This is a genomic window from Tessaracoccus aquimaris (genome assembly GCF_001997345.1).
Classification (GTDB): Bacteria; Actinomycetota; Actinomycetes; order Propionibacteriales; family Propionibacteriaceae; genus Arachnia; species Arachnia aquimaris.
The window spans coordinates 3,577,491-3,589,815 of sequence record NZ_CP019606.1; the positions used below are offsets into that span (position 1 = coordinate 3,577,491).

Here is a 12,325-nt window from a genome sequence, read left to right on the forward strand (position 1 = left end):
AGCGCCCGTCGGGGCCTAACCGCCGTTGTCCCGCCACGTCGACAGGACCCTGAGCGTCGCAGGGTCGGTCTCCTGGGCAGTCGCCGACTCGAGCCCCTGCGCGAGAAGGTCGGCGATCGTGACCCGCTCCCGGGTCTCGGACGACAGGACGGCCGCCTCGACCATGGCGAGACTCCTCACATTGGATCTGGCGTCCGTGCTCGGCGGTTCACCTGAGCGCAGGGCCGCGACGAACTCCGCGAGTGAGCCGTCGATCTGCTCCGGCGCTGAAATGAGGTCGATCGTCTGCGGCCCGTCGCCGACATCGATGGCAACGGCCGAATCGCCGTCCCAGGTCGCGGTGCCTTCGCTTCCGCTCAGGCGCCATGTGCCGTTCCAGGACGTCTCCAGTCCCGGGCTGCACCAGGACCCGGCGTAGGTGAACCGGACGCCTCCCTCGAACTCGAAGATGGCGGACGCGTTCGCGTCAGCCGCGAACCAACTCCACGCGGGGTTGTACTCCTCGGCGTAGACGGCGACCGGCTCACGACCGAGCAGCATTCGGGCCGCGTCGAACTGGTGGACCGCCATGTCGACGAGCAGCACGTGGGCCATCTCTTCGCGGAACCCGCCGAAGTGGGGGCCTTGAAGAACTCGATGCTCAGGCTGCCCACCTCGCCAAGCGAGGTCCTGGAACCCATCAGGGCCTCGAAGCCGTCGAAGTAGCGCCGCGACTGGCTGATCATCAGGAGTTGATCGTAGGCCTGCGCCGCTGCCGCCTGGCGAAGGGCGGAGGCGACATCGGGGGCGGCGGGCTTCTCGCAGAGCACGGGCACCCCGGCCGTGAGCGCCTGCACGTTCACGGGGAGGTGGGCGTTCGGGACGGTGACGTTGACGACGGCATCTGGGCGCAGTTCCTCCAGCAGCGCGCCCAGGTCGGCTCCGTGGCGAACATCGCCCATGCCCTCGTCGCGCAGCAGCGAGGCGGCGACCTCAGGGTCGAGGTCGACGAGGCCCACCAGTTCGGTGTCGGGGCTTCGTCTCAGTGCACCGACCCATGCGCGGCCCATCGCTCCCGCCCCGACCTGCACGATCCGGAGCGGCCGGTCCTGTGGCGCGTTCAATTGCTCATCGCCCCTCGTAGCCGCGCCCGTTGTAGAAGTCCTCTTCCTCGTATCGGAGCAGCACCGGGATCTCCCGCTCGGGACGCAGGGTCCGGGCCCAGCGGACGCCGTTGGCGATGATGCGGCGCACCTCAGCCTGGTGGTAGACGGGGTAGTCCTGGTCGCCCGGGCTGAAGTAGAAGATCCGGCCGAACCCACGCCGGTAGGTCATGCCGCTGCGGAACACCTCGCCGCCGGTGAAGGTGGAGAGGAAGACCAACTCGTCCGGGATCGGCACGTCGAAGTACTCGCCGTACATCTCCTGCGCCGGGATGATGAACGGGTGGGGAACCCCCTGGGCGATCGGGTGGGTCGGATCGACCGTCCAGACGATCTCCCTGTCGTCCTTGGATCGCCACCGCAGCGTGCAGGTGGTGCCCATCAGCTTCCCGAAGATCTTCGACCAGTGACCCGAGTGCAGCACCAATAGGCCCATCCCTTCCAGGACGTGCCTGTGCACCCGCTCGACGACCTCGTCGCTGACATCGCCGTGCGCGGCGTGGCCCCACCAGACGAGGACGTCGGTCTGCGCAAGCACCTCCTCTGTCAGGCCGTGCTCGGGGTCGTCGAGCGTCACCGTCGAGACTGAGGCGCCGTCACCGAGGTACTCCTCGATGCCCTCCTTGATGGTGGTGTGCATCCCGGTCGGATAGATCGCGCGGACCTTCTCCTCGACCTGCTCGTGACGGTTCTCGCCCCAGACGATCACTCGGATGGGGGCGGAGGCGGTTTCGGTGGTCATTCGTCGACCTTTCTGTGGTTGTTGTGCGTGGTTCTTGTCACTTGACGGCCCCGCCCATGGCGCCCGCCGCGATGTAGCGCTGCGCGACGACCAGCAGGACGATGGCGGGGATGGAGGAGAGGACGGCGGTCGCCATCGTCGCGCTCCAGTTGGACACCTGCGTGCCGAGGTACTGGTAGATGCCGAGCGTCACCGGCCGGATTCCGCCGGTGGTCGTCAGCGTCAGGGCGAACAGGAAGTCGCTCCATGCGAAGAGGAAGGCGAACAGGCCCGCCGTGATGAGGGAGTTCTTCGAGACCGGAAGGACGATGGAGAAGAACGCGCGCAGGTGGCCCGCCCCGTCAACCCGCGCGGCCTCGATGATCGCGGGCTGGATGTTGATCATGAAGGCCCTAAGGATGAGGATCGCGAAGGGGACGGCCATGGTCGAGTCTGCCAGGATCAGCCCGATCAGAGTGTTGAGCAGGCCAAGGTCGTTGTATGCGGCATAGAGCGCGTTGGCGATCACGATGCCGGGGATCATCTGGGTGATGAGGATGACCAGCAGCGCCGCGTTTGCCCAGCGATACCTGAACTGAGCGAGCGCGTAGGCCGCCGGAGCGGCGATGGCGAGACTCAGCACGACGACCCCCGCGGAGACGATCAGGCTGGTCACCAGGTTGCGGCCCTGGTCGTTGATGGCCTTCTCATACCCCGCGAAGCTCGGGTTCGTGGGGAAGAAGTCGGCGTTGAGGGTGTTGCCCGAGGGCTGGAGCGACGCGTTGATCATCCAGTAGACGGGAAACAGCATGATCCCGACGAGGATCAGGCCGATGGCTAGATCGACCAGACGGCGCGGCTTGAGCCTTGGCTGGACAGCGACCGGTTCGGTGGGTGTTGATGTCATGGCGGCCTCCTACTCGTCGACGGCTTTGCGGTTGGTGCGCAGATAGATGGCGGCGAAGACAAGCGAGATGACGATCAGGATGTTGCTGTAGGCAGCGCCGATCCCGAAGTCGAAGTCGATGAACGACGTCTGATACGAGCGCACCGCGATCGTCTGGGTCGCATTGGCCGGCCCGCCGTCGGTCAGGCCGAGGATGATGTCGAGGACCTTCAGCGTGTAGACGACGCCCAGCACGAGGACGACCGAGATCACGGGCCGCAGGTTCGGAACGGTGATGTGCCAGAACGCCTTCCAGCCCGTCGCGCCGTCCAGTGAGCCCGCCTCGTAGAGTTCCGTCGGGATCTCCTGGAGGCCGCCGTACAGCAGCGTGACGTTGAACGGCACGCCGACCCAGATGTTGACCAGGATGACAGCGATCAGGGCAACGTCCGGGCTGGTCAGCCAGGGGACGCCGTCGAGCCCGAACGCGCGGAGCACCGTGTTGAGCACCCCGCCGTCCTGGTCGAGGATCGAGCGCCAACTCGCGCTGCCGACGATCAGCGGGAGGAGCCACGGCAGCAGCAGCATCGCCCTTAGGAACCCGCTGAGCGGGAACCGGCGCTGGAAGAACAGCGCCAGTCCCATGCCGATGATGAACTGCCCGACGATGGATCCGAGGGTGAAGAGGGCGGTGTTGCGCATGGCGGGCCAGAACAACTGGCTCTTCACCACCGTCGCGTAGTTGTCCAACGCGACCCACGGCGCCTCTCCGGTGAAGAACGTGCGGGTGTTGTACTCCTGGAAGCTCATCACCACGTTCTTGACGATGGGGTAGCCGAAGTACAGGGCGATGAAGATGGCCGCAGGGGCGAGGAACAGGGCCTTTGCCAGCTCCTCGCGCCGCTTGTGGCGGCGAGAGGAGGGCACAATCGTTGCGGAAGTCATGGTGATCTCCGAGCGGCGACCCGCCTACTTCGCCTCGGCCTGGGCGAACGCCTCCTGCGGGGTCGCCTTGCCGGTGATGCCCAGTTGGATGGCGTTGTAGATGACGGTGGCTGCGGCGGGCCATTCGGTGCCGAGCTTTCCGGTCCGGGAGCGTGCGCTGACGACCTGGTCGGCGAAGGTCTTCATGCTCGGCACGTCCTGGACGTAGGTGTCGAGCAGGTCGGTGCGCGTCGGCACGGTGAAGCGCTCCTTGGCCAACTGGAGTTCGTTGTCCTTCTCCGAGAGGCAGCTGACCAGCTCGGCCGCCTTCTTCTGCTTGTCCTTGTTGCCGGTGGCGGGGACGGTCCACACCTCGCCGCCGAGCGGGGCGACCGGGGTCTGGCCCGCCTCGCGGACTGGGACGAGCACCGAGTCGTACTTGATCCCCGACTCGTCGAGGGCCGGGATCTGCCACGGGCCGTTGATCATCATGGCCGTCTTTCCCGCGATGAACTGGTCGTTGACGTCGGCCTGGCTCCAGTTGATCACGCTGGAGGACGCCGAGCCCGACTTCACGAGGTCGACCCAGAGCTCAAGGGCCTGGGCGACCTCGGGGGAGGTGAGATCGGTCTCGTCGCCTCCGTTGGTCCACATGAAGGGCAGGAACTGCCACGAGCCCTCGTAGGTCGCGATGGCCGAGAACGCGATGCCGTACCGATCGCCCTGCTTGAGCTTCGCGGCGACCGTCTTCAGTTCATCCCACGTCTTGGGCGGCGTCACGCCAGCCTCCTCCAGCATGTCGACGTTGTAGAACAGACCGATCGTGTTGACGGTGGGAGCGAGGCCGTAGACCTCGCCCTCGTAGGTCGCGGCCTGGAGGATGCCCTCGGCGAACCCTGACGTGTCGACCCCGTAGTCGCTGAGCGGCGTGAGGCCGCCCGTCTTGGCGATCTCCTGCACGTCGGGGTTGTCGAGCATGAGGACGTCGGGCAGCGTCTTGGACGACGCCCGCTGCAGGACGCCCTGGATGAGGTCGGCTCCCGGCACCGTCTCGCGCTTGACGGTGACACCGATCTTCGTTGCACAGGCGTCGAGGGCCTTCTGGATGAACCCCTTGTCGGGCTCGTTGTTGTAGTAGTCGAGGACGGAGAGGGTCGACGAGTCGCCCGAGGACTGGTTACTGCCCCCTCCGCCGCAGGCGACGAGGGTGAGTGACATGGTTGCTGCGAGGCCGGCCGTGACGAGGTGTCGTGTTTTGGGCATGGCGAAGTCTCCTTGTGATCGGCGCGATGTGCGTGTTCGTGGGATCCGTCAGCTTTGACGGTCATGAAGAGGCGATAGAGTTAAGCGCTTAACTCTGTAGTCAGCAGTATTGGTTCGCCAAGAGACAAAGTCAACCCCCTTCCCCGAAAAATGGGACAATCCACCTGATCAACCTCGAGAGCAGGGAAGTGACACAAGATGGCGACGATGCAGGAGGTCGCGGAGCACGCCGGTGTGTCGATCGCCACCGTCTCGTTCGTTGTGAACGGAACCAAGCGGGTCTCACCGCAGACGCAGGCCAAGGTCGAGGCCGCCATGCGGGAACTTGGCTACGCCCGCAACCACGCGGCGAGCGCCCTTGCGAGGGGTCGCACAGACATCCTGGCGCTGCTGTCGCCCGCGCTGGAGCGCAACCTGAGCGGGACGGGGATGGAGTTCATCACCCGCGCGGCCGAACGTGCGCTGCAACGCGGCTACAAGCTGGTCCTATGGCCCTTCGACAACCAGGCAAGCAGCGTCCAGTCGCTGATCGCGTCGCGGCTCGTCGCGGGAGCGGTGCTGATGGAGGTCGAGTTGCACGACGCCCGCGTTCCAGCACTCCGGGAGAGCGGGCTTCCGTTCTCCCTGATCGGTCGGACGCTCGACCCCACGGGGATGGCGTGGGTCGACGTCGACTTCGATGCCTCCATCGTCGGAACGATGAAGGACCTGCTCGGACTGGGGCACCGTCGGATCGCCTACGTCGACTTCGTGCTGGGAGATGATCCGGAGGCAAGCGTCTTCGCCGGGGCGGTGCGCGCGCGCAACGCCTACATCGACACCATGAGGTCCGTCGGCGGATCACCGGTGCTCCTGCGCTGCCCCGAGACGCCGTGGGACGGGCGACACCTCGTGTCCCGGCTCCTCGCCGATCACCCGGACGTGACGGCACTGGTGGTGATGAACGAACATGCCGCCCCTGGCATCGTCCTCGGGCTCGCCGCCGCGGGGGTGCGGGTGCCGGAGGACATGTCGATCATCTCGGTCGGAACCACGTCGATGATGGCCGCATTCACGGATCCGGTCCTGACGCACACCGTCTCGCCCGCGCGCGAACTCAGCAGGCTGGGCGTCGACGCCGTCATCGATCGGATCAACGATCCTGAGCTGCCCCTGCCGCAGATCCTGCTTCCGTGCATGCGGGCCAGCGGGGAGTCGGTGGCTCCGCCGCGATCCTGACGACGGCCCTAACCTTCCCACCCGGCGGTAGCGTTGTCTGCAGACGACGGGAGACACCATGGTGAGGAAGCGCACGGCCAAGGACACCTGGCGGGCCACGATCACCGAACTCGACCAGGTCGACGATGCCGTCTACGACGCCATCGCCTCCTCGCGCGGGCCGATGCTGGACTCCTTCATGCCGAAGCTCACCAACATCGCCGACCACGGCGTGCTCTGGTGGGGCGTCGCCGGCCTCCTGGCGCTGACCGGCGGCGCAAAGGGACGCAGGGCGGCGTTGCGCGGCATGGCGACGCTCGGCGTCAGCAGCCTGCTTGCCAACCAGGTCTTCAAGCGCACGATCCATCGCGAACGCCCCGACCGATCGCTGCTCCCGTTCGGACGCAACGGGCGGCGTCGACCGACCTCTTCGTCGTTCCCGAGCGGGCACGCCGCATCTGCCGCAGCCTTCGCCGCGGGCGCCTCCTCTGAGTGGCCGAGCCTCGGGGTTCCGCTCAGCACCCTCGCGGGAGCGGTCGGGATCTCGCGGGTCGCCACCGGAGCTCACTACCCGTCCGACGTGCTCGCGGGCTTCCTGCTCGGCGGTTCCATCGCCGCGTGGGGGTCCAAGGTGGTGCCCGTCCCGGAGGACCCGATCGTCGACCGCACCGGCCTGGGCCAGGTCGACCTGGGTGCCCGTCCTGACGGCGCAGGCGTCGTCCTGTTCGTCAATCCCGAGTCGAACAGCGGCAAGGGGGAGCGCGTCCTGAGGGTGGTCCGGCGCAGGCTGCCAGCCACCCGGATCGTCGAGCTACGCAAGGGCGAGGAGTGGCTGGACGTGATGCGCCGCGAGTCCGACGGCGCGGAGATCATGGCGGTCGCGGGCGGCGACGGCACCGTCCGCACGGCTGCCGCCGTCGCGCTGGAGAGGGACCTGCCGCTCGCGGTGCTGCCTGCAGGCACCTTCAACCACTTCGCCAAGGACCTCGGCCAGTTCCCGCTCCGTGCGGCGATCCGGGCGATCCGGGAGGGAAGCGCCAACCGGGTCGACGTGGCGTACGTCAACGACGGGCTCTTCGTGAACACGGCGAGCGTCGGCGCCTACACCGATTTCGTCCGGATCCGCGAGAAGTACCAGCGCCGGATCGGCAAACCGGCGGCCGCCGTCCTCGCCTCGCTCCGAGTGCTGAGGAAGCGCGAGTCGATGCGGATCAGGGTCGACGGCTCAGAACTCGAGGTCAACCTTCTCTTCCTCGGCAACGGCCAGTACGAGCCGCAGGGCTTCGCGCCGTCGATGCGCTCCCAACTCGACGACGGCATCGTCGACCTGCGACTGCTGGATGTGCCGAGCGGCATCAAGCGGTGGGGCGCGATCTTCTCGCTGGTGGCGGGACGGCTGGCGGGGAGCCGGTACTACCGCGTCACCTCCGCGTCGCACCTCGACATCGAACTGTTGGACGGGCCGCGCAGGGTCGCCCGGGACGGTGAGGTGGGAGAGTCGGCCGATCGCCTCACGGTGAGGGTCAAGAGGCGCGCGTTGACCGTGCTCCGACCGCGCTGACGGTCACCGGTGTGAGGCTCAGGGCTTCGGGCTCGGCGTCGGGGTCGGGACCGGCGTCGGGGTCTTGCTCGGGACGATGCAGATCTGACCCTCCACGGAGCTGACCTGGTTCAGGGGCTTGTCGTTGTAGACCGGCTTGTCTGTGGCGAGCAGGATGTCCACCGTGCCGTCCACGCGGTCGTCGTACTCGATCTTCGGCTCGACGAACTGGGAGGCCACCAGCCGGACCTGGGCGTACTGGGACTTGCTGGTGCGGATGGTCAGGACCTTGATGCGTTCCTCGGTGTTGCCGGTTCGCACCACGTTGAAACCGGCACTCTGGAGGTGCGACTGAACGCGGCTGGCCTGGCCAGAAGTGAACCCTCCGTTGAAGATCCGCACGCTCACCTGGGAGACGGTGACGCTGTCTGCGGACTGCGTGACGCATGGGGTGGGCGACGGCGACGGGAGCGGAGCGGTCAGCGAGTTCCAGCCCCAGAACGCTCCCCAGGCGAGCAGCCCAAGCAACCCCAGGAGGATCACGGGTGTCGCAATGAGCCTGAAGATTCGCACGCTTGTCTCTGCCTTCGCTGGTCGGACCACGTCGGTGTGGTGAGTACCTTAGTTCAACTCAAGCACGCGGGCGTGCATTGTCTGGCGCTGTTGCAGCGCGGCGCGGAGTGCGCGGTGGAGGCCGTCCTCCAGGTAGAGCTCGCCCCGATACGAGACCACATGGGCGAACAGGTCGCCGTAGAAGGTCGAATCCTCCTCCAGCAGGGCCTCCAGATCGAGGGTGCGCTTCGTCGTGACGAGTTCATCCAGGCGCACCTGGTGCGGCGGGATGGCGATCCACTGCTTCTGGGTATAGCCGTGGTCCGGGTATGGGCGGGAATCGCCTACTCGCTTGAAGATCACCTGGCCAGAGTACCCGCAACGGTTCCATGCCTGCCCCTCGGCCCGAGGAGTAGGCCGGTTCGTGGGCGCGGCCCTCGCCCGATATGGGAAGGTAGGCCCGTGAACGATGCACCCGATATCGAGCAGATCCGCGCCGGCTACACCTTCGACGTCGACTCCGCGACGCTGGGGGTCCTGATCGACGGCGGCACCCCCGTCACCGACGTGCCGATCCGCATCCCGCTGAGCATGTTCAACCGCCACGGCCTGGTCGCCGGTGCCACGGGAACCGGCAAGACCGTCACGCTCCAGGTGATGGCAGAGGCGCTCAGCAGCGCAGGGGTCCCGGTCTTTGCCGCCGACATCAAGGGCGACCTGAGCGGCATGGCGACGGCGCCGCAGCCGAGCGAGAAGCTGCTGGCCCGCACGCAGGCGCAGGGGCAGCCGTGGGAGGCCGCGGCATTCCCGACGGAGTTCTACGCCCTCGGCGGCGAGGGCGTCGGCATCCCCGTCCGGGCGACCGTGTCCGCATTCGGGCCGATCCTGCTGTCCAAGGTGCTCGGCCTGAACCAGGTGCAGGAGTCATCGCTCGGGCTGGTGTTCCACTACGCGGACAAGAACGGCCTCGCGCTGCTCGACCTCAAGGACCTGGTCGAGCTGCTCAAGTACCTCACCTCCGACGACGGGAAGGCCGAGCTGAAGGGCATCGGCGGCGTCAGCACCGCCACCGCTGGCGTGATCCTCCGCTCGCTCGTGACGATCGCCGACCAGGGGGCCGACGTGTTCTTCGGCGAGCCCGAGTTCGACCCGTCCGAACTGCTGCGGGTCGCCCCCGACGGCCGCGGCGTCGTCTCGCTGCTCGAGCTTCCCAAGCTCGCGTCCCGTCCGGCGCTGTTCTCCACCTTCCTGATGTGGCTGCTCGCCGACATGTACGCGGACCTCCCCGAGGTCGGCGACATCGACAAGCCCAAGCTGGTGTTCTTCTTCGATGAGGCCCACCTGCTGTTCAACGGCGCCTCGAAGGCCTTCCTCGACGCGATCACGCAGACCGTTCGGCTGATCCGCTCCAAGGGCATCGGCGTCTTCTTCGTGACGCAGACCCCCAAGGACGTCCCCGACGACGTCCTCGCCCAACTCGGCTCCCGCGTTCAGCACCAGTTGCGGGCCCACACCCCAACGACGCGAAGGCGCTCAAGGCCACCGTCGCGACCTACCCCAACTCCGCCTACGACCTCGAGCAACTCCTGCAGCAGTTGGGTATCGGCGAGGCGATCGTCACGGTGATGAGCGAGAAGGGCGCCCCGACGCCTGTCGCGTGGACCAAGATCTGGGCACCTACGTCTCAGATGGGCGCCACTCCCGAGCCCCAGGTGCAGGCCATCGTCGATGCGTCGCCGCTCAAGGCTAAGTACGGCGAGGCGATCGACCGGGAGTCGGCCTACGAACTGCTCACCAAGCGCCTCGAGGAGGGCGCTCGGCAGGCTGAGGCGGAGCAGGCCGAGAAGGCCCGCGCCGAGCAGATGAAGGCCGCTCAGGCCGAGGTCGAGCGCCAGGAGAAGGAGTTTCAGCGCCAGCAGCGCGAGGCGGAGAAGGAGCGCGCCCGGATCGAGCGCGAGGCCCGCGCCGACGAGGCGGCTCGCCGAAAGTACGAGCGGGAGAACCCGTCTCTCGTGCAGCAGGTGACCAAGTCCACGGTCTTCAAGGACCTGGTCCGCACTGCGGGGCGCGAGATCATCCGCGGCATCTTCGGAACGGGCCGCCGGAGCAGATGATGCGTCGGAGGGCGTTCGGCACGCTCGCGCTGATCGCCTTGGCGGGCTGCGCGCGCGACGGCGAGACGCCCTCCTCTTCCCGACCGGTGCCCGCCAGCGGCGCGCCCGAGACGGACTACAGCAGGCCGCTATCGGCCGTGATGGACATCCTGCGCACCGGCGGCGTCAGCCTCTATCTGGCGCACCCCGGCGTGATCGGTGACGCGCTGTCCGACCTTGGCCGCCAGGTGGCGACCGAGGTGGGCGAGGCCTTCGCGGCGCTCGACGTAGAGGTCACCGTCACGACCTCTCCCGCTCCGTACTGCCGCGAGACGGCCGACGTCGCGTTCGCCGGGTCGGAGGCGACCGTCGACGACCTGCTTGGCGACCTGAGCGACGCCGAGGGACGTGAGGACCAGGTCACGGCGCACGCAGCGAAGCGCCTCGCGAGCAGCGTCCCGTGGGGCGAGGTCGCCGTCCTGATCGGCCACCCTGGCAACATCACCGCCGTCACCGGGGTGCCGGTCAACGAGGGCGAGGGCCTGATCTGCGCGAGGGCAGGAGGCTCGTTCCAGGTACTGGCGGAGACCATGCCCAACGACTGGGCGCGGATGAAGTAGCGCCCGCCTCAGGACGCGGTGAACCGCTCGATGCTCGGGTCGTTGCGGACCCGGTCGCTGATCGCCTGCAACTGCTCCGCGAGCGACTGGGCCGTCAACTGGGCCGACAGGAATTGGCTCCACAGCTTCCCCTGCTCCGGGGCGAGGCCGTAATAGTCGGCGAACCGCCACGAGAAGACATGCTCCCCTGCGTCGGCGAGCAGGCGGGTCTGCGACGTCAGCGCCGACGACTGCAGGTCGGTGGGGATCGAGTTGCGCACCACCGTCGGCAGCAGGTTCGTGCGGGTGAACTCCTGTGCCACCTCGGGGGCCAGCAGTGCGCGCAACAGCGCCTTGCCTCCCTCCGGGTTGGCGGCCTTCGCAGGCACGAGGAACGCCTCGGTCGGGGTCGAGTGGATCGCGGTCGCCGGGAAGGTGGGCGACGATGTCTGCGTCGGGACGGGTGCCGCCATCATCTCGAAGCCCTCGGCGGTCTCGGACGCCATCTCCTTCGCGATCCAGGAACCCGACGGGTACAGCAGGGCGCGCTTGTTCTTCGACCATTCGGCCTGGGCGTCGAGGAAGCTGCCGCCGTGCAGCACGAAGCCCTCCTTGACGCACGACTCGAGTTGGGTGAGTGCCCCGAGGACGGCGGGCTGTGCCCAGCCGTCCGGCTCCAGGTTGTCCAGCGCGATCCGGACCTTGTCGCCGCCCTCCTTGATGGCCGAACTGATGGCCAACTCCTGGTAGTAGTGCGCGACCTCGTCGCCCCAGACGAACAGGAAGGTGTCGAGCGTGCGGGCCTCGTCGCCGAGCACCAGCATGTCGTCCCAGGTAGCGGGGACGGCCCAGCCCTCCGCGGCGAACCGAGATCCGGAGTACCAGAGCCCGTAGACGGAGAGGGCGTAGTGCAGCGCGATGAGCTTGTCGTTGACGATGCCCGGCGTCAGGGCGTTGGCGAACAGCGTGTCCTTGATCACATCGCCGTCGGCGTTCTTCGCGTCGATGACGTCGTCGAGGGTGAGGAAGGCCTCCACCATCTCCGCCACCGCGAGTTGGTCCGCGCCGGAGTTGTCGATCAGGTCGGGAGGGGTGGCGCCCTCGGCGAAGCGGGGGGTGAGGGCCTCCGAGACGTTGCTGACGACGCTGACGTCCGCCGTTACAGACGGGTAGGTCGCGTGCAGCACCTCGGCGGCCAACGTCACGTAGTCCGCCCCGAACGCTCCGTCGAAGATGACGGCGTCGACGATGGTCTTGTCGCCCGGACGCAGCGGCCAACTGGACGGGGTGGGGGTCGGCGAGGCGGACGTCTGCGGCGGCTGAGGCTCGCGGGTGCAGGCGGCCAACGGCGCGACGGCAAGCACCGACAGCAGGGTTCGGCGACTCAACGGTGGCATGGGGCTCCTCA

11 protein-coding genes and 2 pseudogenes are annotated in these 12,325 nt (G+C 67.5%); 4 read left to right on the forward strand and 9 right to left on the reverse strand.

What is annotated here, in order from left to right; translation table 11 throughout:
• Positions 1 to 15: 15 nt before the first annotated feature.
• From BW730_RS19585 to BW730_RS16300, 6 genes and pseudogenes are all read right to left on the reverse strand, one after another.
• The gene (locus BW730_RS19585) at positions 16 to 585 is read right to left on the reverse strand and encodes a Gfo/Idh/MocA family protein (protein ID WP_226996867.1); all 570 of its coding nucleotides are present in this window, start codon (positions 583 to 585) and stop codon (positions 16 to 18) included.
• Between the two features lie 194 nt (positions 586 to 779).
• A pseudogene (locus BW730_RS20430) lies at positions 780 to 1,049 on the reverse strand (Gfo/Idh/MocA family protein); the annotation flags it as partial.
• A gap of 58 nt (positions 1,050 to 1,107) precedes the next feature.
• Entirely contained in the window at positions 1,108 to 1,884 is a 777-nt protein-coding gene (locus tag BW730_RS16285) for a ThuA domain-containing protein (protein ID WP_077687186.1), read from the reverse strand.
• Between the two features lie 37 nt (positions 1,885 to 1,921).
• Positions 1,922 to 2,770, reverse strand: a complete 849-nt coding sequence (locus tag BW730_RS16290) for a carbohydrate ABC transporter permease (RefSeq protein ID WP_077687187.1) — start codon at positions 2,768 to 2,770, stop codon at positions 1,922 to 1,924.
• Positions 2,771 to 2,779: 9 nt separating this feature from the next.
• A complete protein-coding gene (locus BW730_RS16295; RefSeq protein ID WP_077687188.1) occupies positions 2,780 to 3,694 on the reverse strand; it encodes a carbohydrate ABC transporter permease in 915 nt (304 codons plus the stop codon).
• A 24-nt stretch (positions 3,695 to 3,718) separates the two neighbouring features.
• Positions 3,719 to 4,936 (reverse strand): sugar ABC transporter substrate-binding protein, encoded by a 1,218-nt coding sequence (locus BW730_RS16300; protein WP_077687189.1) that lies wholly within the window; start codon positions 4,934 to 4,936, stop codon positions 3,719 to 3,721.
• A 198-nt stretch (positions 4,937 to 5,134) separates the two neighbouring features.
• On the opposite strand from BW730_RS16300, the gene BW730_RS16305 reads away from it, so the two are divergent.
• On the forward strand, positions 5,135 to 6,154 hold the full coding sequence (locus tag BW730_RS16305; protein WP_077687190.1) for a LacI family DNA-binding transcriptional regulator: 1,020 nt from the start codon (positions 5,135 to 5,137) through the stop codon (positions 6,152 to 6,154).
• Positions 6,155 to 6,212: 58 nt separating this feature from the next.
• On the forward strand, positions 6,213 to 7,694 hold the full coding sequence (locus BW730_RS16310; protein WP_077687191.1) for a bifunctional phosphatase PAP2/diacylglycerol kinase family protein: 1,482 nt from the start codon (positions 6,213 to 6,215) through the stop codon (positions 7,692 to 7,694).
• An 18-nt stretch (positions 7,695 to 7,712) separates the two neighbouring features.
• On the opposite strand, the gene BW730_RS16315 is transcribed toward BW730_RS16310, so the two are convergent.
• A complete protein-coding gene (locus BW730_RS16315) occupies positions 7,713 to 8,246 on the reverse strand; it encodes a LytR C-terminal domain-containing protein (protein WP_158522706.1) in 534 nt (177 codons plus the stop codon).
• Between the two features lie 48 nt (positions 8,247 to 8,294).
• Positions 8,295 to 8,588 carry a type II toxin-antitoxin system VapB family antitoxin gene (locus tag BW730_RS16320; RefSeq protein WP_077687193.1) on the reverse strand — a complete coding sequence of 98 codons (294 nt, stop codon included), beginning with the start codon at positions 8,586 to 8,588 and terminating at the stop codon, positions 8,295 to 8,297.
• Positions 8,589 to 8,816: 228 nt separating this feature from the next.
• On the opposite strand from BW730_RS16320, the pseudogene BW730_RS16325 reads away from it, so the two are divergent.
• Together BW730_RS16325 and BW730_RS16330 are read left to right on the forward strand one after the other, a co-directional pair.
• A pseudogene (locus BW730_RS16325) lies at positions 8,817 to 10,339 on the forward strand (helicase HerA-like domain-containing protein).
• A complete protein-coding gene (locus BW730_RS16330) occupies positions 10,336 to 10,938 on the forward strand; it encodes a histidine phosphatase family protein (RefSeq protein ID WP_077687194.1) in 603 nt (200 codons plus the stop codon). The pseudogene BW730_RS16325 and the gene BW730_RS16330 overlap by 4 nt, the downstream one beginning before the upstream one ends.
• An 8-nt stretch (positions 10,939 to 10,946) precedes the next feature.
• Here BW730_RS16330 and ngcE read toward each other — a convergent pair whose 3' ends face one another.
• Complete coding sequence (ngcE, locus tag BW730_RS16335; protein WP_077687195.1) at positions 10,947 to 12,314, reverse strand: N-acetylglucosamine/diacetylchitobiose ABC transporter substrate-binding protein; 1,368 nt, start codon at positions 12,312 to 12,314, stop codon at positions 10,947 to 10,949.
• Positions 12,315 to 12,325: the final 11 nt, after the last annotated feature.